General features: G+C 69.4%; 24 protein-coding genes and 1 tRNA gene. 15 read left to right on the top strand and 10 right to left on the bottom strand.

What is annotated here, in order from left to right:
- Positions 1–76 precede the first annotated feature (76 nt).
- Entirely contained in the window at positions 77–994 is a 918-nt protein-coding gene (locus ACFZ8E_RS08410; RefSeq protein ID WP_279596327.1) for an AEC family transporter, read from the bottom strand.
- Between the two features lie 116 nt (positions 995–1,110).
- Positions 1,111–2,043, bottom strand: coding sequence for a 3-hydroxyacyl-CoA dehydrogenase NAD-binding domain-containing protein (locus ACFZ8E_RS08405; RefSeq protein ID WP_243946197.1), 933 nt, complete (start codon positions 2,041–2,043; stop codon positions 1,111–1,113).
- Between the two features lie 114 nt (positions 2,044–2,157).
- Between ACFZ8E_RS08405 and ACFZ8E_RS08400 the strand changes: the two genes are divergently transcribed.
- The 5 genes from ACFZ8E_RS08400 (at position 2,158) to ACFZ8E_RS08380 (ending at position 6,827) form a co-directional block, all read left to right on the top strand.
- The gene (locus ACFZ8E_RS08400) at positions 2,158–3,138 is read left to right on the top strand and encodes an ABC transporter substrate-binding protein (RefSeq protein ID WP_405042579.1); all 981 of its coding nucleotides are present in this window, start codon (positions 2,158–2,160) and stop codon (positions 3,136–3,138) included.
- Entirely contained in the window at positions 3,138–3,947 is an 810-nt protein-coding gene (locus ACFZ8E_RS08395) for an ABC transporter permease (RefSeq protein WP_243946193.1), read from the top strand. The genes ACFZ8E_RS08400 and ACFZ8E_RS08395 overlap by 1 nt, the downstream gene beginning before the upstream one ends.
- 7 nt (positions 3,948–3,954) lie before the next feature.
- Complete coding sequence (locus ACFZ8E_RS08390; protein WP_147726064.1) at positions 3,955–4,749, top strand: ABC transporter ATP-binding protein; 795 nt, start codon at positions 3,955–3,957, stop codon at positions 4,747–4,749.
- Positions 4,750–4,843: 94 nt separating this feature from the next.
- Positions 4,844–5,497, top strand: coding sequence for an ABC transporter ATP-binding protein (locus ACFZ8E_RS08385; RefSeq protein WP_147726065.1), 654 nt, complete (start codon positions 4,844–4,846; stop codon positions 5,495–5,497).
- 88 nt (positions 5,498–5,585) lie between these two features.
- Complete coding sequence (locus tag ACFZ8E_RS08380) at positions 5,586–6,827, top strand: capsule biosynthesis protein (RefSeq protein WP_147843642.1); 1,242 nt, start codon at positions 5,586–5,588, stop codon at positions 6,825–6,827.
- A 28-nt stretch (positions 6,828–6,855) separates the two neighbouring features.
- Here the strand turns inward: ACFZ8E_RS08380 and ACFZ8E_RS08375 are convergent, their stop codons facing one another.
- Positions 6,856–7,596: a general stress protein gene (locus tag ACFZ8E_RS08375; RefSeq protein ID WP_243946191.1), complete on the bottom strand. Its 741-nt coding sequence runs from the start codon at positions 7,594–7,596 to the stop codon at positions 6,856–6,858.
- 197 nt (positions 7,597–7,793) lie between these two features.
- Between ACFZ8E_RS08375 and flhA the strand changes: the two genes are divergently transcribed.
- Positions 7,794–9,941 carry a flagellar biosynthesis protein FlhA gene (gene flhA, locus ACFZ8E_RS08370; protein ID WP_147728230.1) on the top strand — a complete coding sequence of 716 codons (2,148 nt, stop codon included), beginning with the start codon at positions 7,794–7,796 and terminating at the stop codon, positions 9,939–9,941.
- On the opposite strand, the gene ACFZ8E_RS08365 is transcribed toward flhA, so the two are convergent.
- The 5 genes from ACFZ8E_RS08365 to fliI all read right to left on the bottom strand — a co-directional run bounded on the left by ACFZ8E_RS08365 (position 9,853) and on the right by fliI (position 14,023).
- Positions 9,853–10,374 carry a hypothetical protein gene (locus tag ACFZ8E_RS08365; RefSeq protein WP_244028565.1) on the bottom strand — a complete coding sequence of 174 codons (522 nt, stop codon included), beginning with the start codon at positions 10,372–10,374 and terminating at the stop codon, positions 9,853–9,855. The two genes, flhA and ACFZ8E_RS08365, sit on opposite strands and share 89 nt — an antisense overlap.
- Complete coding sequence (locus ACFZ8E_RS08360) at positions 10,371–10,934, bottom strand: hypothetical protein (protein WP_405042578.1); 564 nt, start codon at positions 10,932–10,934, stop codon at positions 10,371–10,373. Before ACFZ8E_RS08360 ends, ACFZ8E_RS08365 begins: the two co-directional genes overlap by 4 nt.
- 12 nt (positions 10,935–10,946) lie before the next feature.
- Positions 10,947–11,999, bottom strand: coding sequence for a lysylphosphatidylglycerol synthase domain-containing protein (locus ACFZ8E_RS08355; protein WP_147728231.1), 1,053 nt, complete (start codon positions 11,997–11,999; stop codon positions 10,947–10,949).
- A gap of 174 nt (positions 12,000–12,173) precedes the next feature.
- Complete coding sequence (gene fliJ, locus ACFZ8E_RS08350) at positions 12,174–12,581, bottom strand: flagellar export protein FliJ (protein ID WP_147728232.1); 408 nt, start codon at positions 12,579–12,581, stop codon at positions 12,174–12,176.
- An 86-nt stretch (positions 12,582–12,667) separates the two neighbouring features.
- The gene (gene fliI, locus ACFZ8E_RS08345) at positions 12,668–14,023 is read right to left on the bottom strand and encodes a flagellar protein export ATPase FliI (protein ID WP_147843018.1); all 1,356 of its coding nucleotides are present in this window, start codon (positions 14,021–14,023) and stop codon (positions 12,668–12,670) included.
- A gap of 418 nt (positions 14,024–14,441) precedes the next feature.
- On the opposite strand from fliI, the gene ctrA reads away from it, so the two are divergent.
- The 6 genes from ctrA (at position 14,442) to ACFZ8E_RS08315 (ending at position 20,236) form a co-directional block, all read left to right on the top strand.
- A complete protein-coding gene (ctrA, locus tag ACFZ8E_RS08340; RefSeq protein ID WP_147727979.1) occupies positions 14,442–15,143 on the top strand; it encodes a response regulator transcription factor CtrA in 702 nt (233 codons plus the stop codon).
- Positions 15,144–15,558: 415 nt separating this feature from the next.
- On the top strand, positions 15,559–17,121 hold the full coding sequence (locus tag ACFZ8E_RS08335; RefSeq protein WP_405042577.1) for a 2-isopropylmalate synthase: 1,563 nt from the start codon (positions 15,559–15,561) through the stop codon (positions 17,119–17,121).
- Positions 17,122–17,263: 142 nt separating this feature from the next.
- A tRNA-Lys gene (locus tag ACFZ8E_RS08330) sits at positions 17,264–17,339 on the top strand.
- 174 nt (positions 17,340–17,513) lie between these two features.
- Positions 17,514–18,311: an ABC transporter ATP-binding protein gene (locus tag ACFZ8E_RS08325; RefSeq protein WP_405042576.1), complete on the top strand. Its 798-nt coding sequence runs from the start codon at positions 17,514–17,516 to the stop codon at positions 18,309–18,311.
- A complete protein-coding gene (locus tag ACFZ8E_RS08320) occupies positions 18,311–19,195 on the top strand; it encodes an ABC transporter permease (protein ID WP_243936250.1) in 885 nt (294 codons plus the stop codon). The genes ACFZ8E_RS08325 and ACFZ8E_RS08320 overlap by 1 nt, the downstream gene beginning before the upstream one ends.
- Before the next feature lie 75 nt (positions 19,196–19,270).
- Entirely contained in the window at positions 19,271–20,236 is a 966-nt protein-coding gene (locus ACFZ8E_RS08315; RefSeq protein ID WP_405042575.1) for an ABC transporter substrate-binding protein, read from the top strand.
- A 43-nt stretch (positions 20,237–20,279) separates the two neighbouring features.
- Here the strand turns inward: ACFZ8E_RS08315 and ACFZ8E_RS08310 are convergent, their stop codons facing one another.
- Together ACFZ8E_RS08310 and ACFZ8E_RS08305 are read right to left on the bottom strand one after the other, a co-directional pair.
- Complete coding sequence (locus ACFZ8E_RS08310; protein ID WP_405042574.1) at positions 20,280–20,525, bottom strand: hypothetical protein; 246 nt, start codon at positions 20,523–20,525, stop codon at positions 20,280–20,282.
- 121 nt (positions 20,526–20,646) lie between these two features.
- Positions 20,647–21,453, bottom strand: a complete 807-nt coding sequence (locus ACFZ8E_RS08305; RefSeq protein ID WP_405042573.1) for a cold-shock protein — start codon at positions 21,451–21,453, stop codon at positions 20,647–20,649.
- Positions 21,454–21,759: 306 nt separating this feature from the next.
- Between ACFZ8E_RS08305 and ACFZ8E_RS08300 the strand changes: the two genes are divergently transcribed.
- From ACFZ8E_RS08300 to ACFZ8E_RS08290, 3 genes are all read left to right on the top strand, one after another.
- Positions 21,760–22,233 (top strand): response regulator, encoded by a 474-nt coding sequence (locus ACFZ8E_RS08300; RefSeq protein ID WP_147729085.1) that lies wholly within the window; start codon positions 21,760–21,762, stop codon positions 22,231–22,233.
- Positions 22,234–22,462: 229 nt separating this feature from the next.
- Positions 22,463–23,551 carry a Ppx/GppA phosphatase family protein gene (locus ACFZ8E_RS08295; RefSeq protein ID WP_147844394.1) on the top strand — a complete coding sequence of 363 codons (1,089 nt, stop codon included), beginning with the start codon at positions 22,463–22,465 and terminating at the stop codon, positions 23,549–23,551.
- Positions 23,548–24,279: an RlmE family RNA methyltransferase gene (locus ACFZ8E_RS08290; protein WP_147729083.1), complete on the top strand. Its 732-nt coding sequence runs from the start codon at positions 23,548–23,550 to the stop codon at positions 24,277–24,279. Before ACFZ8E_RS08295 ends, ACFZ8E_RS08290 begins: the two co-directional genes overlap by 4 nt.
- The last annotated feature ends 124 nt before the right edge of the window (positions 24,280–24,403 follow it).

The following is a 24,403-nucleotide window of genomic DNA, read 5'->3' as shown; positions in this document are numbered from 1 at the left end:
TTGCTCGCGAAGATAGACGGATGCGCGCCGACTTCCACCGCGCCCGGCGCGGCGAAGGGTCAGCCGCGCGCCGCTGTCACGCCCGGCCGAGCAGGGTCAGCCAGGCGATGGTGGTGAAGGGCGCGAGCAGCGTCGAGACCAGCAGGGAGGCCGCGATCAGCCCGGTCTCGGTGCGGTAGCGCATGGCGAGCAGGTAGGCGTTGATGCCGACCGGCATCGCCGCGAACAGGGTCGCGACGCCGGCATAGGCCGGCGGCATCGCGAACACCTTGGTCGCCAGCAGCCACACGATCAGCGGATGCACGACGAGCTTGAGCAGCGCGATCACCACGGCACCCGGCAGGTCGAACAGCACCCGGTAGCGCCGCAGCCCGGCGCCGAGCGCGATCAGCGCGCAGGTCGAGGCGGTCGCCGCGAACATGTCGATCAGCGACTTCGGGATACCGGACGGGACGACGCCGCCCTGCTTCAGCGCCATCCCGATGAGCAGCGCCACGAAGATCGGGTTGCGGATCAGCACGAGAGCGAGGCCGCGCAGGCGCTGCCACAGGGAGCGACCGGCCTCCGCCTCGATCAGGAAGGTGGCGCAGCCCATCATCAGCGGCAGGTGGACGGCGAGCAGCAGGAAGAGCGGGAACGCGCCCTCCTCGCCGTAGGCCTGCAGGATGGTCGGCACGCCGACGAAGATCGTGTTGGACTGGCTCGCAGCGAAGCCGTGCAGGATCGCGCCCTGCCGCCCGATGCCGTCCCGCCGCCGCGCGATCAGCGAGCCGGCGAGCCACGACACGCCGGCGCCGCCGAAATAGGCGATCCAGTAGCCCCAGGCGATCTCGCCTTCGAGGCCGGGCCGGGTCAGCGTCGCGATGATCAGCGACGGCACGGCGATGGCGAAGACGTATTCCGACAGGCCCTCGCTCACCTTGTCGGAGAGCAGCCCGGCGAGCGCGGCGCCCCAGCCGATCAGGATGATCCCGAAGATCGGGACGATGATCATCACGGCGTTCACGGGATGGCAGACCGGTTCGTGTTCGAGGAGGTGCCGCGCATAGCACGCCCGCTCCGGGCGTCGCGCTGCGCCCGGCGCATGGCCGCAGCGAACCCTTGCGCCGGCTACGGCCCGGCGACCTCGGTCCGGGCCTTCAGGATGTCGATCAGCGCCCGGTCGCGGCGGGCTTCGAGGTCGGCGAGCGAGCGTCCGGCCGCCTCCGCCGCGACGCCCTCGACGATGGCGTCCTTCACCGCCTCGCTCAGGTCGGGATGGCCGAGGCTCTCCCAGCGGCGGACCTGGCTCGGGCCAAGATGGTCGAGATAGTGCCGGATGCCGCCCGCGCCGCCGCCGAGATGGTAGGTCATGTGCGGCCCCATCGCCGCCCAGCGCAGGCCCGGCCCGTTGCAGAGCGCGGCGTCGATGTCGGCGACGCTCGCGACCCCCTCGGCAACGAGGTTCACCGCCTCGCGGTACAGGGCCGAGGCGAGGCGGTTGGCGACGTGGCCCGGTATCTCGCGCCGCAGGATCACCGGGCGCCGTCCGAGCCCGGCGTAGAACGCCGCCGCGCGCTCGGCGACCGCGGCGTCGCCGGTGACGATCTCGACCAGCGGAACCAGGTGCGGCGGGTGGAACGGGTGGGCGACGATCACGCGCTCGGGCGTGCCGCAATCGGCGACGATCCGGCTGCGCAGCATCGCCGAGGTGCTCGACGCGACGATCACGCCGGGGGCCGCCCGCGCGTCGAGCTCGGCCAGGATCGCGCGCTTGACCGCCTCGTTCTCCGGCGCGTTCTCCTGGACGAAGACGGCGCCGGACACGGCTTGGTCGAGCGTCTCACAGATCTCGAGGCGACCCGTGCCGGTCGGGCCGAGCTCGGCCAGCTGATCGCGGTATCGGGCGACGGACGCAAGCATCCGATCGGCGAAGCCGGGGGCGGTGTCGTAGGCCGCCACATCGAAGCCGTGCGCCAGGAAGAGCGCCGCCCAGCTCGCGCCGAGCGTGCCGCAGCCGACCACGGCTATCGGGCCGGTTTCATCCGTTTCAACAGCTGTCACCGCGTCGCCTCCCTGCGCTTTACTTTCAGTCGAGCCCGCGCCTAGTCAATGCGACGCCCGGCGTACAGCGTCGGGCCAAACGCAGGCGGGACAACCTGCGACCGGAGGACATCGATGTTCAAGCGCGCTTCGGCCGCCGCCGCCGCAATCCTGTTCCTGGCCGCCGGAGCGGCGCAGGCCGACGACGTCGTCCGCCTCGGGAACCTGAAGTTCGCCCATTACGGCGCGATCTCGTACATGAAGGAGATCGCCCCGAAGTTCGGCCTGAAGATCGACGAGAAGCAGTTCGCCAAGGGCGCCGACATCTATCCGGCGATGGCGGTCGACCAGATCGACATCTCGGCCTCGGGCGCCGACGGCGCGGTGGCGGCGCGCGGCAACGGCGTGAAGCTCTACGTCGTGGCGGGCTTCGCCAACGGCGGCGTGCGGATCCTGAAGCGGCCGGACCTCGAAGCGGTGAAGACGCTGAAGGACGTGAAGGGCCTCAAGGTCGCCACCGTCCGCGGCGGGACGCAGGACCTGATGCTGCTCGCCGAGCTCGACAAGCACGGCATGACCTGGGGCGAGCGCGCCGGCAAGGACGTGCAGCTGATCTACTTCAACAACTACGCCGACCTGAACCAGGCGCTGGCGCAGAAGTACGTCGACGTGATCTGCCAGTCGGAGCCGCAATCGACCCAGGCGATCAGCGCCGGCTGGGGCGTCGAGGTGGTGAAGCCCTACGACACGCCGATCGGCATTCCGGTGCGTCCGCTCGTCATGACCGAGAAGATGTACAACGAGAAGCCCGAGATCGCCGGACGCGTCCTCAAGCTGTTCGTGGCCGCGACCAAGGCGTTCATCGACGACCCGGCGCTCGCCGAGAAGTACGTGCGGGAATCGGTGTTCAAGGGCCAGCTCTCGAGCCAGGACTTTCGCGACGGCATGGCCAACGCGAGCTACACCTACGACGTCCCGGCCGGCCACATGCAGACGACCACCGACTACATGATGAAGTACGGCCTGGGTAAGATGGTGACCCCGCCCAAGAGCGACGCCGAGTGGGTGAAGACCGATCTTCTCGACAGGGCCAAGGCCGAGCTGAAGATCAAGTGATGCGGCTGTCCTCGCTTCGCGGCGCCGTCGTCCCGGTCGGGCTGCTGGTCCTCTGGGAGATCCTGAGCCGGGTCGGGGTGTTTTCGCCGATCGTCCTGCCGCCGCCGAGCGCGGTCGCGGTGAAGTGGTATGCCGGCCTCCTGCCCGCCCTCCCCTACGAGCCGGGCCAGGAGAGCTACGCCGCCTGGCTCTTCTCCGGCGAGATGCCGCACGACGCGGTGTCGAGCCTGACGCGGGTGCTCTCGGGCTTCGTCATCGGGGCCGGGCTCGCGGTGCCGACCGGGCTGATGCTCGGCACCAGCGACCGGCTCTACGCGCTGTTCAATCCGCTGCTGCAGGTGCTGCGCCCGATCCCGCCGATCGCCTACATCCCGCTCGCCATCGTCTGGTTCGGGCTCGGCAACCCGCCGGCCCTGTTCCTGATCGCGCTCGGCACCTTCTTCCCGGTGCTGGTCAACACCATCGCCGGCGTCCGGCAGGTCGACTCGATCTACATCCGCGCAGCCCGGAACCTCGGGGCGAATTCCTGGACGATGTTCCGCCGCGTGATCCTGCCGGCGGCGAGCCCCTATGTGCTGGCCGGCATGCGGATCGGGATCGGCACGGCCTTCATCGTCGTGATCGTCGCCGAGATGATCGCGGTCTCCGACGGCCTCGGCTACCGCATCCTCGAGGCGCGCGAGTACATGTGGTCGGACAAGATCATCGGCGGCATGCTGACGATCGGCATCCTCGGCCTGATCATCGACGGCGCGATGAGCCGCCTCAACGACCACCTGCTGCGCTGGCATCGCGGCCTCGAGCGATAGGCCGTTCATGTCCGCAGAGATCGTCGTCGCGAACGCCGTGAAGGTGTTCGGCTCTGGAACCGCCGCGGTCGCGGCGCTGCAGGACATCACCGCCACGGTGCCCGAAGGCCAGTTCCTGTGCCTGCTCGGTCCGTCGGGCTGCGGCAAGTCCACCCTGCTGAACGCCATCGCCGGCTTCACCCCGCTGACCGACGGGCGGATCACGCTGGGCGGCCGCCCGGTGACCCAGCCGGGGCCGGACCGCGGCATGGTCTTTCAGGAATACGCGCTGTTCCCGTGGATGAACGTCGAGGACAACGTGCGCTTCGGCCTCGACATCAAGGGGGTGCCCAAGCCCGAGGCGACCGTCACCGTCGACCGCATCGTCGCGACGCTCGGCCTCTCCGACTTCCGCAAGCGCTATCCGAAGGACCTGTCCGGCGGCATGCGCCAGCGCGTCGCGATCGCCCGCATCCTGGCCCTCGACCCGCCGGTGATGCTGATGGACGAGCCCTTCGGCGCGCTCGACGCCCTGACCCGCCGAACGCTGCAGGACGAGCTGCTCCGGATCTGGTCGGAATACCGCAAGACGATCGTGTTCGTGACGCACTCGATCGAGGAGGCGATCTACCTCGCCGACCGCATCCTGGTGATGACCTACCGCCCGGGCCGGATCAAACGCGACGTCGTCGTGCCGATGCCGCGCCCGCGCGATCCGGCGAGCCAGGACTTTAACGCGATCAAGCGCGAGCTCGGCGCGCTGGTGATGGAGGAGCAGCAGCGCTTCACCAACGCCGAGTTGCACGCCCCGGCCGTCGATTAGGCGCGCGGCCGGCCATCCTCAGATTCGCCGTTTTCGGTGCGCACAGCCGCGGGGCGGCCTGCCGACCCGGTCGCGCCGAGGAGACCGGCCCGCGGTGATCCGCTTCGAGAACGTCACCAAGATCTACAAGACCGACGGCCACCGCCGCACGATCCTGGAGCGGGTGTCGCTGACGCTGAAGCCCGGCATCAGCTACGGCATCCTCGGGATCAACGGCGCCGGCAAGTCGACGACGATGCGCATGATCGGCGGCACCGAGGAGCCGACGAGCGGCAAGATCAAGCGGAACCTCCGGGTCTCCTGGCCGCTCGGCTTCGGCGGCGGCTTCCACCCGATGATGACGGGGCGCGACAACGTGATCTTCGTCGCCCGGGTGTACGGCGAGGACCCGAAGCGGGTGCTCGACTACGTCGAGGACTTCTCGGAACTCGGCAGCTACCTCGACGTGCCGATCCGGACCTACTCCTCCGGCATGGGCTCCCGCCTCGCCTTCGGGATGAGCATGGCGATCCCGTTCGACTGCTACCTGATCGACGAGGTCACGGCGGTCGGCGACGCGCGCTTCCAGCGGCGCTGCTCGGAGGTGTTCGCCGAGCGGCGCAAGTCGGCCGACGTCATCATGGTGTCCCACTCGATGGAGACCATCCGCGAGTGGTGCACGCAGGGCATCGTGCTGATCAACGGCCGCGCGATCATCTACGAGGACGTCAACGACGCGATCGAGGTCTATCGCCGCCTGAACGCGTGAGGATGCGCGGCGCGGCGGACATCGTTTCGCCGCGCACGAAGCCGAGGGTGGTCGCCGCCTCCGCCGGGACAACGGAAACAGCAGGTCCATGAACGTCGAGATCCGCAATCCCCAGGGCCAGCCGCTGACGACCGCCGACCGGTCCAAGGCGGTGGCGGAGTCGCTGAGCCAGATCGCGCGGCTGTCCCGCTTCGCCGACCGCAAGAAGGGCATCCGCTCCTACCAGAGCCACGTGAAGAGCGATCCGTGGCTGCCGATCCTGTTCGTGCTCTGCTTCGTCCTGCCGACCGCGCTCGGCGGGATCTATTACGGCCTCATCGCCTCCGACCGCTTCGTCACCGAGGCGCGCTTTGCGCTGCGCCCGGCGCTCGGCGGCGCCGAGAAGGCGACCCCCGACGCGGTCGGCACCAACGCCGGCGTTCCCAAGGAGATGCTGGCCCAGGACGTGCTGATCACGCACCAGTACGTCCTCAGCCGGCCGATGCTGGAAGTCATCCAGGCGAAGCTGCCGATCCGGGAATGGTTCAGCCGGGATCAGATCGACTTCCTCTCCCGCTTCGACGCCGAGAAGCCGATCGAGAAGTTCCTGAAATACTGGCACGAGCGCGTGAACGTCGAGCTCGAGGGCAGCTCCGGCATCATGTCGCTGACGGTGTCGGCATTCGACCCGGCCGAGTCGCTGGCGATCACCAAGGCGGTGATGGCGGAAGCCGAGCGGATGGTGAACGAGCTCAGCATGCGCGCGCGCACCGACGCGGTCGCCGAGAGCAACCGCGAGATGCGCCTCGCCGAGGAACGCCTCGCCAAGATCCGCCTCGCGGTGCGCGACCTGCGCAACCGGGACGGCGTCCTCGACGCCCAGAAGGCCAACGAGACCAATCTGAAGGTGATCGGCGAGCTTCGTGCCGCGCGCATCAACCTGTCGGTTCAGCTGACGATGTCGCTGCGCGACCTCGCACCGGAATCGCGCCGGATCCAAGACATGAAGGCGCAGATCAAGGACCTCGACGACAACATCAGCCGGATCGAGCGTCAGTCGGCGAGCCAGGATCCGGAGCAGAAGCGCCTGCTTTCCGACGCGCTGACGCGCTTCGAAGCCTTGGACAACGAGCGCAAGGACACCGAGAAATACTACGCCAAGGTCATCGCCGCCAACGAGCGCGCGCGGATGATCGCGGCGCGGCAGATCGAGTTCTTCAGCCCGATCGTCGAGCCGGTGCTGGCGGAATCCTCGACGCAACCGCGGCGCCTGCTGATGAGCAGCCTGGTCGCGGCGGGCGCGGCGGTGTTCTTCGCCGCCGCCCTGTTCGCCCGCAAGCAGATAACCTGATCGCCGCAAGGCGACCAGGTTCGGGCGGTCAGCGGCGGTCCGATCCGAAGGTCTGGGTCGGCGCAGGCGGCGTGCCCGCGGCCTTGTGCTCCTCCGCCGGCAGCAGGGTGTGACCGCTCTCGGTGTCGAGCCCCGTCGTGGTCGAGCCTGCGGCGCCGATCGCGGTCGACCCGATCTCGCCCCTCGCCCCGTCCGAGCCGGTCATCCCGCCGGTCCAGCCCTGTGCCCGCCAGCCCTGCGCCCGCTCGTCGAGATCGATCGAGCCGTGCCGATCAAGGATGGCGAGGACGCGGTCGGCATGGCCCTCGTCGACGCGCGCGGTGACGAGGGTCCCGCCCCGGCGCACGCCCTCCGCATACGTCTCCGCCTCGTGCTCGCTGAGGCCGGCGCCGGTCAGCGCGCCGAGCAGCCCGCCCGCCGCCGCGCCGACGCCGGCGCCGGCTGCGGTCGCGATGAGCCAGCCCGCCGCCACCACCGGGCCGATGCCGGGAATCGCCAGCATCCCGAGCCCCGCCAGGAGGCCGGCGCCGCCGCCGAGCACGGTGCCGAGCGTCGCGCCGGTGCCGGCGCCTCCGACGTTGGCGTCGTTCGGGTCGGACGAGCGCGTCGGATCCCCGACGGGGGCCAAGCGCCCGGCGTGCCGATCCTCGGCGTTGTTCGCGACGATGCTGATGTCGCCGTGCGGGATGCCCTCGGCCTCGAGCTTGTCGACCGCGCGGGCCGCCGCGTCGTAATCGTCGAACAGGGCGGTGATGGCTCGCATCGCCATGGGCATTCCTCCGGTCTCGAACCTCGGATCGCGCAAACCGCCTGGACGGCGGACCCGATCCCGAGCCCGTTCAAGCCCCGGGATCCGAGCCGGGTTCCAGCTTGGCCTTAGGCATCGATCGCGTCCGTTAAGGCGCCGCTAACCATCCGCCCGGCAGATCTTGCCGGGTCCGCCCGTCGCGGGCGGGAGCGGTGGACATGAGCGAGACGGCGATCGCGTCGGAGCGGAGCGGAGGCCTGTCGGCGCTCGCCGGCTTCTCGATGCCGAACCGCGCCAGCCTCGATGCGCTCACCAAGCGCACCGACCTGTTCTTCGCCACCGCGGTGATGGGCATCCTCGCGGTGCTGATCTTCCCGCTGCCGTCGGTGCTGCTCGACTTGCTGCTCGCCGTGTCGATCATCATGTCGGTGCTGATCATGATGACCGGGCTGTTCATCGACAACCCGCTCGAGTTCACCGTCTTCCCGACGCTGCTGCTGATGGCGACCATGCTGCGGCTGGCGCTCAACCTCGCCTCGACCCGGCTGATCCTCGGGCACGGTCACGAGGGCACGGCGGCGGCCGGCCACGTCATCGAAGCCTTCGGCAACTTCGTGATGGGCGGCAACTTCGTCATCGGGATCATCGTGTTCGCGATCCTGATCATCGTGAACTTCGTCGTGATCACCAAGGGCTCGGGCCGCATCGCCGAGGTCGCGGCGCGGTTCACCCTCGACGCGATGCCCGGCAAGCAGATGGCGATCGACGCCGACCTCTCGGCCGGCCTGATCGACGAGAAGGTCGCCAAGGCGCGGCGCTCGGCGCTCGAGGAGGAATCGTCGTTCTTCGGCGCCATGGACGGCGCCTCGAAGTTCGTCCGCGGCGACGCGATCGCCGCCCTGCTCATCACCTTCATCAACGTGGTCGGCGGCATCATCATCGGCGTCGCGCAGCAGGACATGGCGATCGGCGCGGCGGCCAAGAGCTACACCCTGCTCACCATCGGCGACGGCCTCGCCTCGCAGGTTCCGGCGCTGATCGTCTCGACCGCGGCCGGCATCCTCGTCTCGAAGGCCGGCGTGAAGGGCTCGGCCGACAAGGCGCTCGGCAAGCAGCTCGCCAACTACCCAAAGGCGCTCGGCATGTCCTCGGGCGTGATGGTGCTGATCGCGCTGATGCCCGGCATGCCGATGCTGCCGTTCCTCGCCCTCGCCGGCGCCTCCGGCTACGCCGCCTGGCGGTTCGCGAAGACCGCCCGCGAGGCGCCCCCGCTCGATGCCGCCGGCGTGCCGATGGACGCGGCGGCGGTGGCGGCCGCGGCCAAGGAGAAGGAGGAGACGGTCACCGACCTCCTGAAGCTCGACGAGCTCAAGCTCGAGATGGGCTACGCCCTCCTCGCCCTCGTCAACGGCGAGGGACAGGACCGGCTGACCGACCAGATCAAGGCGCTGCGCCGACAGCTGGCGGCCGATCTCGGCTTCGTCATGCCCTCCGTTCGGATCCTCGACAACGTGCAGCTCGACGCCAACGCCTACGTCGTGCGCGTGAAGGAGATCGAGGCCGGAACCGGCCAGATCTTCCCCGGCCAATTCATGGCGATGGACCCGATGGGTGGGCAGGTGCAGCTTCCCGGCCAGCACATGCTGGAGCCGACCTTCGGCCTGCCGGCGACCTGGATCGACGCGTCCCTGCGCGATCAGGCCCAGCTCAAGGGCTACACGGTCGTCGATGCGGCCACCGTCGTCTCGACGCACCTCACCGAGATCATCAAGGCGCACGTCTCGGAACTTCTCAACCACGTCGAGGTCTCGAAGCTACTGCGCGAGCTGTCCAAGGAGCACGCCGACCTGGTCAAGGAGGTCGTGCCCTCGCAGATCAACACCACCGGCATCCAGCGGGTGCTGCAGTTCCTGCTGGCCGAGCGGGTCTCGATCCGCGACCTCGGCGCCATCGTCGAGGGCATCGCCGAGGTTGCCGGATCGATCAAGAACCCGCGCGACATCGTCGAGCACGTCCGCGCGCGGCTCGGCCGCCAGATCTGTGCGCAGTATCAGGGCGCCGACGGCATGCTGCCGATCATCACCCTGTCGCCGGCCTGGGAGCAGGCTTTCCTCGATTCGATCGTCGGCGAGCGCGACGAGCGCTACCTGGCGATGCAGCCCTCGAAGCTCACCGAATTCGTGCAGACGGTGCGCGACCGGTTCGAAACCGCCGCCCGCATGGGCGAGATGCCGGTACTCGTCACCTCGGTCCAGGCCCGGCCCTTCGTCCGCTCGATCATCGAGCGCTTCCGCCGCGAGACGCCGGTGATGAGCCAGGCGGAGATTCACGCGCGGGCGCGGCTTCGCAACGTCGGCTCGGTCTGAGGTCCGGCGGCGGATAATCGAGCGGCAGGCTTCGAACGCCGCGGCGATAGGGAAATCGCGCGCGTTGCAGCGGATCCGGACCCGTGAAGATCAGGCGAACCCGGAAGGCGACCGGGCTCGCGCAGAGCAGGTAGTCGCGCAGGTTCGGCTCGTCCGGCAGGAACCACGCCGTGGTGAGGTAACGCGCGTCGTCCCGCACCCATCCGGGGATCGGCAATCCCCAACGGCGGCCGAGATGCTCGGCGATCGCACCGAGATAGGCGTCCGCGCGCCGATCGCCGACGAGTCCGGGATCGCCGGCGATCATCGCGGCCTGGCGCTCGATCTCGCCGTCGAGCGCGTAGAATGCGTCGAGAAACTCGCGGCTGTGATGATCCCATTCGCCATCCTCGCGGATGCGGATGGCGAGCGCGTGCAGCGTGGCGGGTCTCACGGCGACGCGTCCAGGACGCCCGGAAAGCGGAGTTGCGCATCGATCGGCGGGGCTTCGTCGTAGATCGACGCGTAGAGGGCGTGCAGGCTTTCCAGGTCGAGGATCCCGAGATGGGCGGCGAGCGCGCGGGCATCGTCCATGTCGCGCGTTCCGCGATCGAGGCTGCTCAGGGCGCGGAGCTTCATGGCGAGGAGATAGTGCGGACGGGCCACGAGCGTCCTCAGCCCCGGGGGGCCCTCGCTGGGATAGGTGCCCGACACATCGAACAAGCTCTCGGGCTCGTCGAGGGGCGTGAACATGCCGACGGCATTGTCGAGCCAGTCGGGATCGAGGCCCATCAGCCCGGCGACCCGGGCGACGGATGGCGCGAGCGTCGCCTCGTCGAAACCTTCCCGCACCACCGCGTCGACGTCCCGCGTCGATCGCCGCCATGCGACGCGAAGGATCAGAGCGCCGCCACGGTGCACGGCCAGTTCGACGAAAAGGCCGCGCGCGGCCAGATCCGCTCCGAGGGCCTCAAGGGCCTGCCGCAAGCGCTCGTGGCCGAGCGGTTGCGCCATAAGCCCTGTCTCTCACACCGTCTTCTGCTTCAGGTCCCGCTCGATCTTCGCCGGATCGAGGCCGGGCGCAACGAGCGGCGGGTCCGGCGTGGGGGCTGCCGACGTCCCGGTCCCGCGCAGGGCGCCGGCCAGGCGGTTGCGCTCGTAGAGCAGCACCACGATCACCGAGATCAGGAACGGAAGCCAGAAATAGAACATCCGGAAGACGAGGAGCGCGGCGATGATCGAGGGCCGAGCGATGTCGGGCATCGCCACCACGAAGACCAGCTCGAACACGCCGAGGCCGCCCGGCGCGTTCGAGACCAGCGCCGCCGAGAACGAGGCGAGGAAGACCGCAAGGACCACGAGGAAGCCGGGATTGTGCGCCTCGGGCAGCGCGAAATAGATGATGCCGGCGGCCCCCAGCAGCTCAAGCGGGGCCGCGATGATCTGCCGGATCATGATCGGCGGGCGCGGGTACTCGAGCTTGAACGACCGGATCGTCAGCGGCTTCAGCCGGAGCAGCGAGCCGGCGATGTAGAGCGCGACCGCGCCGAGCAGGACAGCGCCGAGGGTGCGGGCGGTGCTCGGGTTGGTGAGGATCGCCGGCAGGTAGCCCTGGAGGCGCGTCAGGGTATCGGGGAGCGCGACGAGCACGAAGCCGCCGAGCAGGATCGTCCCGAGGCCGAAGGTGAAGGAGCACAGGGCCACGAGCACCGCGACCTGCGCGGCCGACAGGCCCTTGGCGGTGTAGGCGCGGTAGCGCACCACCGCCCCGGAGAACACCGAGGCGCCGATGTTGTGCGACAGCGCATAGGTGGTGAAGGAGCAGACCGAGACGAAGAACGTTGAGATGTGCGTCACGCCGAGATGCAGCAGCGCGATCCGGTCGTACCAAGCCAAAGCGGCGTACGCGACCAGCGTCGACAGGGCGGCGAGCAGAAAGCGGTGCGGCGGGATGGCGGCGAGGCTGCCCTTGATCTCCGACAACGAGATGCCGCGCAATTCACGAAACAGCAGGTATCCGGAGACGATCACCGCGGCGAGGCCGACGATCGGCCAGATGAAATCGCTGATCTTCTTCATGGACACCGACACCTCGGGGGGAACACCCCTGATGCGTCAGGACGCGACGCATCGCAAGCACGCCCGCGGGAGCGCGCCTGCGCGGTCTGATGTCATCGGATCATGACGGTTTCGTGCCGCCTTGCCTCTCGCGCGGACGCGTGTCTCGCCTCAGGCGCTGGGGCGCGGCTCGCCTCAGGCGCGGGCGCGGGCGAGGCCGATCCCGTCCATCGCCGCCTGCTCGCGGACGGCTTCCGCGGCGCGCTCGGCCGAGCGCTCGCGATCGTCGAGGATCTCGACCTTCTTCAGGTCCTCGAACGCCTCGCCGAGCTCGGCCTTGGCCTCGGCGAGCTGGCCTTCCAGGGCGATCGCCGATTGGCGCATGTTGTCCCGGCGCGTGGCGGCGGCGCGGGCGTAGGTCGGGTAGGCGAAATGCCCGATGTCGGTGATGCCGGCGCGGGCCTCCTCGTGGACGACCTCGCGGTCGAGCTCCATCGCCATGCGCTGGAAGTCGGCCATCATCATCTCGATCTGGGTGACGCGGCGGCGCTTCTCGTCGACCTGAAAGCGGCGCAGCCGGATCAGCGTGTCACGCGATTTCATGGGATACGCTCACTCCACACAACGCAGGAGATCCAGGCATATGACCCGAGGAGCGGAGGCGGCGAAGGGCCGCCGCACCGCACGTCTCAGGAACCGCCCACGATCTCCGCGAGCCGTGCGTAACCATCGCCGATGGAGGTTGCTTCTTCCTTACCCTGCCCCAGAAAAGCCTCCAATCGCGGCATGAGCGCCACCGCCTCGTCGACCTCGGCCGAGGCGCCGGCGCGGTAGGCGCCGAGGCGGATCAGCTCCTCCATGTCGGCGTAGGTCGCGAGCAGCTTGCGCGCCCGCCGCACCACCGGGAGGAAGGCCGGGTCGCAGGACCGCGGCATGGTGCGCGAGACCGAGCGCAGCACGTTCACCGCCGGATAGCGCCCTCGCTCGGCGATGGAGCGCTCCATCACGATGTGCCCGTCGAGGATGCCGCGCACCGCATCCGCCACCGGCTCGTTGTGGTCGTCGCCCTCCACCAGAACCGTGAACAGCGCCGAGATCGTCCCCTCCCCCACGCCGGGGCCGGCGCGCTCGAGCAGGCGCGGCAGCTCCGAGAACACCGTCGGGGTGTAGCCCTTGGCGGTCGGCGGCTCGCCGGCGGCGAGGCCGATGTCGCGCTGGGCCATGGCGAAGCGCGTGATCGAATCGATCATGCACAGCACCTTGGCGCCCTGATCGCGGAAATGCTCGGCGACGGAGAGGGTCACGTAAGCGGCGTTCCGGCGCATCAGGGCCGGCTCGTCCGAGGTCGCGACCACGACCACGGACCGGGCGAGGCCGGCGGCGCCGAGGTCGTCCTGCAGGAATTCCTGAACCTCGCGGCCGCGCTCGCCCACGAGACCGATCACCGCGACGTCGGCGGCGGTGTAGCGGGCGAGCATCGACAGCAGCACGGACTTGCCGACGCCGGAGCCGGCGAAGATGCCCATGCGCTGCCCGGCGCACATCGTCAGGAAGGTGTTGAGGCAGCGCACCCCGAGATCGAGTGGCGTCCCGACGCGGCGTCGGGCATGGGCGGGCGGCGGGTCGGCCCGCAGCGGGTAGATCTCCGGCCCGCTGGCGAGCGGGCCGAGGCCGTCCACCGGGCGGCCCAGCGCATCGACGACGCGCCCGAGCCAGGCCGGCGAGGGCCGGATCGCGCCCGCGGCCTCGTCGCGGACGAAGGCGGGGCAGCCGCGGCGGACGCCCTCGAGCGAGCCGAACGGCATGGCGAGCGCCCGGTCGCCCTGGAAGCCGATGATCTCGCACGGGATCAGCCCGGCGCTGCCGGCGCCCTCGACGTCGAGCCGCCCGCCGAGCCGCATCGCGGCGACGGGACCTGCGACCTCGACGAGCAGGCCGCGAATCGCCACGACCCGTCCGTAGGTCTCCAGCGGCTCGACGCGCTCCAGCCCGGCGCGGATTCCCGAGAGCGTCCGTGCCGCGGTCCCACCCTGGTCCTGCGTCATTCCTGAAGCCCTAACGGTTCGTTTACCTCCCTCCTTAACACTGCGGTCATCGGGCTTGTAGCGGGGCCGATCGCAGTGCCAGTCCGGGTCCCTCGATCCGCTCAGGACATGCGTGCCGGATGTGGCGGAACGGTCACAAACGGGTGCGGCCCGTTACGGGTGAAGGACTTGGCTGGGGCGGGGGGCTCGGCGTCGGCCGCGGACGGTTTGTGCGGTGAGAACAGACCGCAAACACCGGACGCAAAAAGGTCGAGGCGGGGTCAAACGATCGCTTGCCACACAGAATCAGGTTTTGTTAACGATTAACGAATAGCGTTTCACGTCAATGACGATGGGGCGTCCGTCCACAGGCCGGTGGCGGACGAATGGCGGCGACGTGTCCGAACGCTGATACGGCCGGCCGGGCTGGGGATCGACGATGCGGGTACTTCTGATCGAGGACGACGGCGCCACGGCGCAGAGCATCGAGTTGATGCTCAAGTCCGAGAACTTCAACACCTACACCACCGATCTCGGTGAGGAAGGAATCGATCTCGGCAAGCTCTACGATTACGACATCATCCTGCTCGATCTGAACCTGCCCGACATGTCGGGCTACGAAGTGCTTCGCAACCTTCGCGTCGCCAAGGTCAAGACGCCGATCCTGATCCTGTCGGGCATGGCCGGCATCGAGGACAAGGTGAAGGGCCTCGGCTTCGGCGCCGACGACTACCTCACCAAGCCGTTCCACAAGGACGAGCTCGTGGCCCGCATCCACGCGATCGTCCGCCGCTCGAAGGGCCACGCCCAGTCGGTGATCACCACCGCCGACCTGATCGTGAACCTCGACCAGAAGACCGTCGAGGTCGCCGGCTCCCGCGTCCACCTCACCGGCAAGGAGTACCAGATGCTGGAGCTCCTCTCGCTGCGGAAGGGCACGACGCTGACCAAGGAGATGTTCCTCAACCATCTCTACGGCGGCATGGACGAGCCCGAGCTGAAGATCATCGACGTGTTCATCTGCAAGCTGCGGAAGAAGCTCGCCAACGCCAGCCAGGGCAAGAACTACATCGAGACCGTCTGGGGCCGCGGCTACGTGCTGCGCGAGCCGATGGACGCCGAGGAGCGCATCGCCGTCTGATCCTCGCCCGCCCCGGCTCTTCCCTCTACAGACACCCGCGGATCGCTCCGCGGGTGCCTTCTTCGTTGCGGCGGCCGGTTTCGCCGCTCGGCCGGTCGACGGTCGCGCTTGTCTTCGGGCCCAACCAGGGATATCCACGCTGCCTGCGTCGCCGGCCCCGCACATCTCCGTGCGGTCCCGAGATCGGCGCCAAGGAGAGACGAGCCTTGGCCAGCGCCGGCTCAGCACCCGTCATCGTCGAGGCCGCGACCGCGGCGTCGCTGACGCGCGCCCTCCGCTCGCTTCTGCTTACCCGCCCCTGAGGGCCGTCCGGGCGTTCGCCTGGGCCTTCAGGGGATCGCATGGCCGACCTCACAGGCTTCGAAGGCCGCCCGATCCGCTCGGCGGGGGCGCGCCGCGACAGGGTGGACAACCGATGACCAGCGTTTCCGAGACGAAAAAAGACCGCGTCGTGATCTTCGACACGACGTTGCGCGACGGCGAGCAATGCCCGGGCGCGACCATGACCCTCGACGAGAAGCTCGCCGTCGCCGAGCTGCTCGACGCGATGGGCGTCGACGTCATCGAGGCCGGCTTCCCGATCGCCTCGAACGGCGACTTCGAGGCCGTCTCGGAGATCGCCCGCCGCGCCAAGCGCGCCACCATCGCCGGGCTCGCCCGCGCCATCCCCGCCGACATCGCCCGGGCCGGCGAAGCGGTGCGGCACGCCCGCCAGGGGCGCATCCACACCTTCGTCTCGACCTCGCCGATCCATCTCGCGCACCAGATGCGCAAGACCGAGGACGAGGTCGTCGAGATCATCCTGAAGACGGTGGCGCAGGCCCGCGACCTCGTCGCCGACGTCGAGTGGTCGGCGATGGACGCGACCCGCACGCCGATCGACTACCTGTGCCGCTGCGTCGAGGCGGCGATCAAGGCCGGCGCGACGACGATCAACCTGCCCGACACCGTCGGCTACGCGACGCCGGGCGAGTACCGCGCGATGTTCGAGGCGGTGCGCGCGCGCGTGCCGAACGCCGACAAGGCGATCTTCTCGGTCCATTGCCACAACGATCTCGGCCTCGCGATCGCCAACACGCTGGCCGGCATCGAGGGCGGCGCGCGGCAGGTCGAGTGCACGATCAACGGCATCGGCGAGCGCGCGGGCAACGCGGCGCTGGAGGAGGTGGTGATGGCGATCCGCACCCGCTCCGACGTGCTGCCCTACGAGACCGGCATCGAATCGACGATGCTGACCCGGGCCTCGAAGCTCGTCAGCCACGCCACGAACTTCCCGGTGCAGTTCAACAAGGCGATCGTCGGCCGCAACGCCTTCGCGCACGAGAGCGGCATCCACCAGGACGGCATGCTCAAGCACGCCGAGACCTACGAGATCATGACCCCGGCCTCGGTGGGCCTCACCAAGACCAACCTGGTGATGGGCAAGCATTCCGGCCGCGCCGCCTTCCGCTCGAAGCTCGACGAGCTCGGATTGCGGTTGTCCGACAACCAGCTGCAGGACGTGTTCGAGCGGTTCAAGGCCTTGGCCGACCGCAAGAAGAACGTCTACGACGAGGACATCGAGGCGCTGGTCGACGAGAATCTCGCCACCGCGCACGATCGCATTCGCCTGGTCTCGCTCTCGGTCATCGCCGGCACGCGCGGGCCGCAGCGCGCGACCATGAAGGTCGCCGTCGACGGCAAGACGCTCACCGAGGAGGCCGACGGCAACGGGCCGGTCGACGCGGTGTTCAACGCGATCCAGGCGCTGGTGCCGCACGAGGCGCAGCTCGAGCTCTACCAGGTCCACGCGGTCACCGCCGGCACGGATGCCCAGGCGGAGGTCTCGGTGCGGCTGAAGGCCGGCGAGCGCTCGATCACCGCACGCGGCGCCGACCCCGACACCCTCGTCGCCTCGGCCAAGGCCTACCTCTCGGCGCTGAACAAGCTCTCGGCCTCGGCCGTACGCCTCCACGCGCAGCACGCGGCGGCGGAGTAGGCCGAAAACCGACCGGCCCGGGGGAAAATTCCCGCTCGCGGGCAAAAACCGCGAACACGGGGTGGACAGCCCCCGGGCCGGTTGGTATCAGCCCGCATCGCAGCGGGACTTGGTGGACCGCGGCGGATCGCTCAATGCGATCGGGCGCATAGCTCAGTTGGTAGAGCAGCTGACTCTTAATCAGCGGGTCCTAGGTTCGAACCCTAGTGCGCCCACCAAAGAATTTCGAACTTCGATGATGTGAGGGCAGGACGCGGTCGCGCGTCCTGCCCGTCTTCGTTTGGTCCGGCGCCACCGATCACGCGTGTCTCGCCGTTTCGGCCTCACGCCTGCATTCTGCATGCAGTTTGGCCCGGGCCTTGCTGGATCCCGCCGTCAGCGTGGAGCCGGTGATGGATGTGGTTGCGAACGGCCGGGACGTGCAGCTCGCCCTACGGGGCATCCGCAAGGCGTTCCCGGCGAAGGGTGGTGCCGTCCCGGTGCTCGACGGGCTGAGCTTCGACATCTACGAGCGCGACTTCGTCAGCATCATCGGCCCGTCCGGCTGCGGCAAGACCACGGTCTTCAACGTGATCGCCGGCCTGCTCGAGCCCGATGAGGGGACGATGCGCTTTCGCGGCGAGATCGTGCCCGGCCTGTCCGGCCGCGTCGGCTACATGATGCAGAAGGACCTGCTGTTCCCCTGGCGCACGGTCCTGCAGAACGTGATGCTCGGCCTGGAGATGAAGGGCGTCGACGCCAGGGCCGCCACCGAGACGGCACGGGACTACCTCGCCCGCTTCGGCCTGTCCGGCTTCGAGAACGCCTACCCCAAGACCCTGTCGGGCGGCATGCGGCAGCGCGCGGCGCTGATCCGGACGCTGATCATGGATCCGGACATCCTGCTCCTCGACGAGCCGTTCTCGGCGCTCGACTACCAGACCCGGCTCTACCTCGAAGGCGTGCTGCTCGACGCGGTCGAGACCTTCCACAAGACCGTCGTGCTCGTGACCCACGACATCGACGAGGCGGTGGCGCTCTCGAAGCGCGTCGTGGTGCTGGGCAATCGCCCGACCCGGGTGAAGGCGGTGCACGACATCGCGCTCAGCGATCGGTCGCCGATCGGCGCCCGCAGCGATCCGCGCTTCTCCGAGTATTTCAACACGCTCTGCGGCGAGCTCGACATCCAGACCAGCGCGAGGGCGGCCTGATGGCGATCCAGATCTTATCCCACGAACAGGCACCGCCGGCGGCGGCGAGCCGACCGACGCCGCCGGCCCGACGCCGCCGGCCCGGTGCCCTGGCACGGGCGATCGACACCACGCTCGGGCGCGGGCTGATCCAGCTCCTCGCGGTGGCCGTGTTCTTCGCGGCATGGGAGGTCGCGGTTGATGCCGGCTGGCTCACCGAATTCCTGGTCGGCGCGCCCTCGGGCATCTGGCGGGTGTTCGTCAAGAGCGTGCTCGACGGCAGCCTCGCCCATGACACCTGGCTCACGGTGGTGGAGGCCATCCTGGGCTTCGTGATCGGCACCGCGATCGGCTCGGTCGCGGGGCTCGGGCTCTGGTACTCGGTGCTGGTGGCGCGGATCGTCGAGCCGTTCATCGTCGCGATCAACTCGGTGCCGAAGATCGCGCTCGCCCCGATCGTGATCCTGTGGTTCGGCACCGGGTTCGTCTCGAAGGTCGCGCTCGCGGTCTCGCTGACGGCGCTGGTCGCGCTGATCGCGGCGTACCAGGCCGCCCGGGACGCCGATCCCGACCTGCAGGCGCTGCTGGCCTCGATGGGCGCCTCGAAGAACCGGATCTTCCGCTCGGTGATCGTGCCGTCGACGCTGCCGGCGATCATCGGGATGTTCCGGATCAACATCGGCTTCGCGCTGGTCGGCGCGGTCGTCGGCGAGTTCATCTCGTCCCAGGCCGGGCTCGGCCACCTGATCTACAACGCCTCGTCGCTCTACGACCTCAACGCCGTCTGGGTCGGGCTGTTCGTGCTGATGTTCGTCGGCTTCCTGCTCTACCACGTCATCGATTTCGCCGAGCGTCGCATCCTGCCGTGGCGGCAGGTCGACACCGCCGGCAGCGTCCAGGTCTGAGTTCCAAGCCGGCGGAGCGCGGCTCGCCGCGGCCGTCCGCCCCGCCCTTCCCGCCAGCAGAACGAGAGCCTTCCGATGATCCAGCGTCGTCCCCTCATCGCGACCGTCGCCGCGGCCTGGCTGATGGGGGCCCTGCCCGCCTCGGCGGCGGCGCTGAAGGCGACCGTGAGCCAGGCCTTCCAGTCGATGCTCTACCTGCCGCTCTACGTCGCCCTGGACGAGGGCCTGTTCGAGAAGGCCGGCATCGACGTGACCAAGGAGACGGCCGGCGCGCCGAGCGTCGCGCTCTCGGCGGTGATCTCGAAGAGCGCGCAGTTCTCGATCCACGGCCCGGAATGGACCGCGGTGGCGGCCTCGAAGGGCGCGCCCGTCGGCGTCATCGCCAACGTCGTCAACGGTGCCGCCGTGTGGATCGCGACGACGCCGGACTTCGTCTTCAAGGACGTGAAGGACCTCAAGGGGCAGACCGTCGTCACCGGGTTGATGCCGACGACGAGCACCTCGCTGTTCCTCAAGCTCTTGAAGGAGAACGGCCTGTCGAAGGACGACGTGACGCTGACGCAGGTGCAGCTCGGCACCGAGCCGGGCCCGTTCCTCGCCGGCCAGGCCAAGGTCGCCGTGCTGTACGAGCCCGGCCTCGATCAGGTCGCCGCCAAGGGGATGAAGGTCGTCCTCGGCTTCCCCGAGAAGTACGGCCCCTACGCGTTCTCGGCGGTGAGCGCGCGCAAGGATGTCGATCCGGCGGTGGCGCAGGCCTTCGTCGACGGCATGCAGGCGGCGATCCGGCTGATGCAGTCCGATCCGGCCAAGGCGGTCGCGGTGGCGAGGAAGGAGTTCCCCAACCTCGATCCGACCGTGGTCGAGGCTGCGGTCAAGCGCATGATGGGCGACAAGGTCTATCCGGAGAGCGTCGACATCACGTCCGATGCCCTCAAGATCGCCCTCGATACGCAGATCGCCCTCGGCAACCTCGCGGCCCAGCCGGACTACGCCACCTTCGTTCGGCGCGATTTCATCACCAAGGCGATGGCCGGCCAGTAGCGCCCGGTGCCGTCCGCGATCTCAGCGCGGATGGTCCCCCGTCTCAGCGGGCGGCCGGACGCGACGATCGGAGGGACTTCGCTGCCATCGACGCGCTCGGTGGCAGATCGTTCGCGCTCGGAACCGCCGCGTCCTTCTCCGGGAGGGGGCCGGGCTTCTTCGCATCCCGCCCGCGCTCGAAGCCGTAGGCGAGGTTCACGCCGGCATAAGCGCCGGTGAAATCCTCGGCCCTCGCCTGCTGCGCCGTGGCGAGGGCGAGCAGGATGCCGAACGGTACGGCACGACGCATGAGATGTCTCCGATTGTCGTCCCGGAACGCAAAACGGCGGCCCCGTGAAGGACCGCCGTTTCCAATCGCATCGGGAACGCGGCGGAAGCGAGGCCGCCGCGTTCGCCAAAAATGCCGCCGATCAATCGTCGACGTTGATGCTCTGAGCCTCGCGGCCCTTCTGGCCGTCGACCACACCGAGCGTCACGGTCTGACCCTCGGCAAGCGACTCGAGGCCGGCCCGCGACAGGGCGGAGCGATGGACGAACACGTCCTTGCCGCCGTCGTTCACCGACACGAAGCCGAAGCCCTTGGCCGGGTCGTACCACTTCACGGTGCCCTGCATCTCGGTCGAGGGGCCCGAGGCGACGCGGCCACCGCCGCCGTAACCGCCGCCGCCGCCGCCGCCACCGAAGCCGCCACCGGCGCCGCCGTAACCACCGCCGGCACCGTAGCCGCCGGCGCCGCCGAAGCCGCCGGCGCGCGGGGGACGCGCATCGCGCATCTCGCGCCGGGGCGGAGCCGCCTCGGCCGTCGAGGTGTCGACGCTGGTCACGTTGGTGACCTGCGGACCCTTCTGGCCCTGCGCGGTCTGAACGGTGAGCCGGGTGCCCGGCAGCAGGTCGTCATGGCCGGCTGCCTCGACGGCGCGGATGTGGAGGAAGGCGTCGCCCGAGCCGTCGCCGAGCTCAACGAAGCCGAAGCCCTTCTCCTTGTTGAACCACTTGACCGTGGCATCGCGCTCCGGGCCCGTAGGGGCCGCCGCAGCCCGGGGAGCGCCGCGATCGAAACCACCGCCGCCGCCACCGAACCCGCCACCGCCGCCGCCGAAGCCGCCGCCACCGTATCCGCCGCCACTCGGGGGAGCCTGATCAGGCCATCTCGGCTCTGCGCCACCCTCATCGAAGCCGCGCTTCTGCGGCCCCCGGAAATCACGACCACGTCCCATCGAAAGCTCGCCAAAAACCGTCCGCCGACCACGTCTCGAATACCGCGTGCGCGCCATCCCAGACAGCTCACGCCCCGCACTCCCATTACCCCCGGTCGCGGTAACCAAGAATAACGCCTCAGTCCTGACGCAATTGGCCGTTGACCGCAAGGACCTTGTTGTCGGTCCGCTCGGAGTTCCATCACTTTCTCGTCGTCGTGAAACCCAGGCTTGCAGAGCGCGCCGTGTTAGGGAAGCGCAAAGGCCGGGCGCGTATGCAGGGGGACAGGCTCCCGCATCCGCCGGGGCCCGCGTGCCGCCCCCTCGATGATCGCGACCCCGACCTTCCCGGACTTCTCCGCCCTCGTGGTCGACGAGAGCCTCTACATCCGTCGAATCGTGCGCGACATGCTGATGCGCGTCGGCATCAAGCGGGTGCTGGAGGCGCCGGACGGGGCTGAGGCGCTCGGCGTGCTCGCCGAGAGCAAGCCCGACCTGACGATCATCGACTGGGACCTGGCGATCCTCTCGGGCGAGGAGTTCATCCGGCTGGCGCGCACGCCCTCGACCTCGCCCTGCCCGACGATTCCCATCATCCTGATGCTCGCCCAGCCGCGTCGGAACGTCGTCGACCGCGCGATCACCCTCGGCGTCAACGAGATCATCGCGAAACCGTTTTCGCCCAAGACGTTGTGGTCGCGCCTCGACGAGGTGATCAACCGGCCGCGACCCTACTCCCAGGTGAAGAGCCTGCTGCGGCCAACCTCCCGCGCCGCCAGCCTCGCCAAGGCGATGGCCTGACGCGACCGCGTGATCGCGCATCGCATCCGATGTCTCGGCGGCCGGGTCTCGGCGTCGGGCGAATGGTTTTCGATCCTCTTCGCCGGCTGCGCTCGCGCCGACGGCCGTGGATGCAGTCCCGGCATTCGTGAACGGGACGTTGCAGTTCGCCGCCGAGCGAGTAGGGTCGAGCGTGAATGATGGCCGGGCGGTTCGCCGGGGCCAGGGATGGGAAAGCGCGGCGACGCCGATGAGGGACGAGAGTGGCGCGACCGCGCCGGCCCGCCCCCAGGGCGCGCCACCGGCAGGGGCACCCGGTTCCGCCCCCGCGGTCTCGCATCGCGACATGCGCCGCAACGCCTACGCGGCCCTGGATCTCGGCACCAACAACTGCCGCCTGCTCATCGCCGAGCCGTCCTCGCACGGCTTCCGGGTGATCGACGCGTTCTCGCGCATCGTCCGGCTCGGCGAGGGACTCGGCAGCTCCGACCGGCTCAGCGAGGCGGCGATCGAGCGGACGATCGACGCGCTGCGGATCTGCAAGGGGAAGATGCGCGCCCGCGGCGTCGGGCGGGCCAAGATCATCGCCACGGAGGCCTGCCGGCTCGCCGTGAACGGTGCCGAGTTCGTCGCGCGCGTGCGGGCCGAGGTCGGCCTCGATCTCGAGATCGTCGACCGGCAGACCGAGGCCTACCTCGCCGTCACCGGCTGCGCCGCGCTCGCCGACCCGCAAGCCGAATCGGTGGTGATCTTCGACATCGGCGGCGGCTCGACCGAGATCGCCTGGCTCGACGGCTCGGCCGCCAACCCCTCGACCGATCCGACCCTGCGCATCCGCGCCTGGGATTCGCTGCCGGTCGGCGTCGTCACCCTGGCCGAGCGCCACGGCGGCTCCGAGGTGACGCGGATGATGTTCGAGGGCATGGTCGAGGAGGTGGCCGAGATGCTGGGCCCCTTCGCGATCCGTGCGGCGGCCGCGGCGACGGCGCCCGGCTTCCACCTGCTCGGAACCTCCGGCACCGTCACCACCATCGCGGCGATGCACCTGCGCCTCGTGCGCTACGAGCGCCGCCGGGTCGACGGGCTGTGGATGAGCGACGCCGAGGTCGCCGGTGCGATCGACGACCTGCTCGACACGCGGCTCGACCAGCGGGCGGAGAACCCGTGCATCGGCCGCGACCGCGCCGACCTGGTCCTCGCCGGCTGCGCGATCCTGGAGGCGATCCGCCGTGCCTTCCCGGCCGAGCGCCTGCGCATCGCCGATCGCGGCCTGCGCGAAGGATTGTTGATGAACATGATGCGGGAAGACGGCGTGTGGCGCCGCGGGGGCTACCGGTGACCGACAGGCGTGGCGGAGCGGGCGCGACGGGCGGAGTCCGCGGCGATCTCAAGCAGCGGGTGAAGACCGGGCGCGGGCGCACCCATTCGCAGAAGAGCTGGCTCGAGCGCCAGCTCAACGATCCCTACGTCCAGCGGGCCAAGCGCGAAGGATACCGCTCGCGGGCGGCCTTCAAGCTGATGGAGATCGACGAGCGCTTCAAGCTGCTGAAGCCCGGCCAGCGCATCGTCGATCTCGGCGCCGCCCCCGGCGGCTGGTCGCAGGTCGCGGCGAAGATCGTCGGCGAGACCGGCCGCATCGTCGGAATCGACCTGCTCGAGATCGAGCCGATGCCGGGCGTCGAGTTCATCACCCTCGACTTCCTCGACCCCGAGGCGCCGAAGCGCCTCACCGGCCTGCTCGGCGGCCCGGCCGACCTCGTGCTGTCCGATATGGCCGCCAACGCCACCGGCCACAAGAAGACCGATCACCTGCGCATCATCGGGCTCGCCGAGACCGCGGCCGAGTTCGCCCGGGAGGTTCTGGCGCCCGGCGGCGCCTACCTCGCCAAGGTGCTGCAGGGCGGCACAGAGACCGCGTTGCTCACCGACCTCAAGCGCGACTTCTCCCTCGTGCGGCACGTCAAGCCGAATGCGAGCCGGGCCGATTCGAGCGAGCTCTACGTGCTGGCGACCGGCTATCGCGGGCCGACGCCGGCCCTCGCCCTCGCCGAGGCGGACGGGGACTGATTCGCGGCGCTCCGCCTGCTGCGCGCACGGGTGGTTTGGCTCGAAACGCCGGTGCCGTGGCACCCATGCCGGCTCGGTGACCTGCCGCGAGAGCCTATCGCTCGACGCCCGCTGGCACTGCCGG

This window comes from Methylobacterium sp. HMF5984, assembly GCF_045033435.1.
Lineage (GTDB): Bacteria > Pseudomonadota > Alphaproteobacteria > Rhizobiales > Beijerinckiaceae > Methylobacterium.
The sequence above is the reverse complement of the archived record's forward strand: the minus strand, read 5'-3'. Positions and strand labels throughout refer to the sequence as shown.

What these genes read in the sequence shown, in the direction of transcription:
- ACFZ8E_RS08410 (WP_279596327.1), bottom strand. Translation starts at nt 994, where the DNA reads ATGATCATCGTCCCGATCTTCGGGATCATCCTGATCGGCTGGGGCGCC.
- ACFZ8E_RS08400 (WP_405042579.1), top strand. Translation starts at nt 2,158, where the DNA reads ATGTTCAAGCGCGCTTCGGCCGCCGCCGCCGCAATCCTGTTCCTGGCC.
- ACFZ8E_RS08395 (WP_243946193.1), top strand. Translation starts at nt 3,138, where the DNA reads ATGCGGCTGTCCTCGCTTCGCGGCGCCGTCGTCCCGGTCGGGCTGCTG.
- ACFZ8E_RS08390 (WP_147726064.1), top strand. Translation starts at nt 3,955, where the DNA reads ATGTCCGCAGAGATCGTCGTCGCGAACGCCGTGAAGGTGTTCGGCTCT.
- ACFZ8E_RS08380 (WP_147843642.1), top strand. Translation starts at nt 5,586, where the DNA reads ATGAACGTCGAGATCCGCAATCCCCAGGGCCAGCCGCTGACGACCGCC.
- ACFZ8E_RS08375 (WP_243946191.1), bottom strand. Translation starts at nt 7,596, where the DNA reads ATGGCGATGCGAGCCATCACCGCCCTGTTCGACGATTACGACGCGGCG.
- flhA (WP_147728230.1), top strand. Translation starts at nt 7,794, where the DNA reads ATGAGCGAGACGGCGATCGCGTCGGAGCGGAGCGGAGGCCTGTCGGCG.
- ACFZ8E_RS08360 (WP_405042578.1), bottom strand. Translation starts at nt 10,934, where the DNA reads ATGGCGCAACCGCTCGGCCACGAGCGCTTGCGGCAGGCCCTTGAGGCC.
- ACFZ8E_RS08355 (WP_147728231.1), bottom strand. Translation starts at nt 11,999, where the DNA reads ATGAAGAAGATCAGCGATTTCATCTGGCCGATCGTCGGCCTCGCCGCG.
- fliJ (WP_147728232.1), bottom strand. Translation starts at nt 12,581, where the DNA reads ATGAAATCGCGTGACACGCTGATCCGGCTGCGCCGCTTTCAGGTCGAC.
- fliI (WP_147843018.1), bottom strand. Translation starts at nt 14,023, where the DNA reads ATGACGCAGGACCAGGGTGGGACCGCGGCACGGACGCTCTCGGGAATC.
- ctrA (WP_147727979.1), top strand. Translation starts at nt 14,442, where the DNA reads ATGCGGGTACTTCTGATCGAGGACGACGGCGCCACGGCGCAGAGCATC.
- ACFZ8E_RS08335 (WP_405042577.1), top strand. Translation starts at nt 15,559, where the DNA reads ATGACCAGCGTTTCCGAGACGAAAAAAGACCGCGTCGTGATCTTCGAC.
- ACFZ8E_RS08325 (WP_405042576.1), top strand. Translation starts at nt 17,514, where the DNA reads ATGGATGTGGTTGCGAACGGCCGGGACGTGCAGCTCGCCCTACGGGGC.
- ACFZ8E_RS08320 (WP_243936250.1), top strand. Translation starts at nt 18,311, where the DNA reads ATGGCGATCCAGATCTTATCCCACGAACAGGCACCGCCGGCGGCGGCG.
- ACFZ8E_RS08315 (WP_405042575.1), top strand. Translation starts at nt 19,271, where the DNA reads ATGATCCAGCGTCGTCCCCTCATCGCGACCGTCGCCGCGGCCTGGCTG.
- ACFZ8E_RS08310 (WP_405042574.1), bottom strand. Translation starts at nt 20,525, where the DNA reads ATGCGTCGTGCCGTACCGTTCGGCATCCTGCTCGCCCTCGCCACGGCG.
- ACFZ8E_RS08305 (WP_405042573.1), bottom strand. Translation starts at nt 21,453, where the DNA reads ATGGGACGTGGTCGTGATTTCCGGGGGCCGCAGAAGCGCGGCTTCGAT.
- ACFZ8E_RS08300 (WP_147729085.1), top strand. Translation starts at nt 21,760, where the DNA reads ATGATCGCGACCCCGACCTTCCCGGACTTCTCCGCCCTCGTGGTCGAC.
- ACFZ8E_RS08295 (WP_147844394.1), top strand. Translation starts at nt 22,463, where the DNA reads ATGAGGGACGAGAGTGGCGCGACCGCGCCGGCCCGCCCCCAGGGCGCG.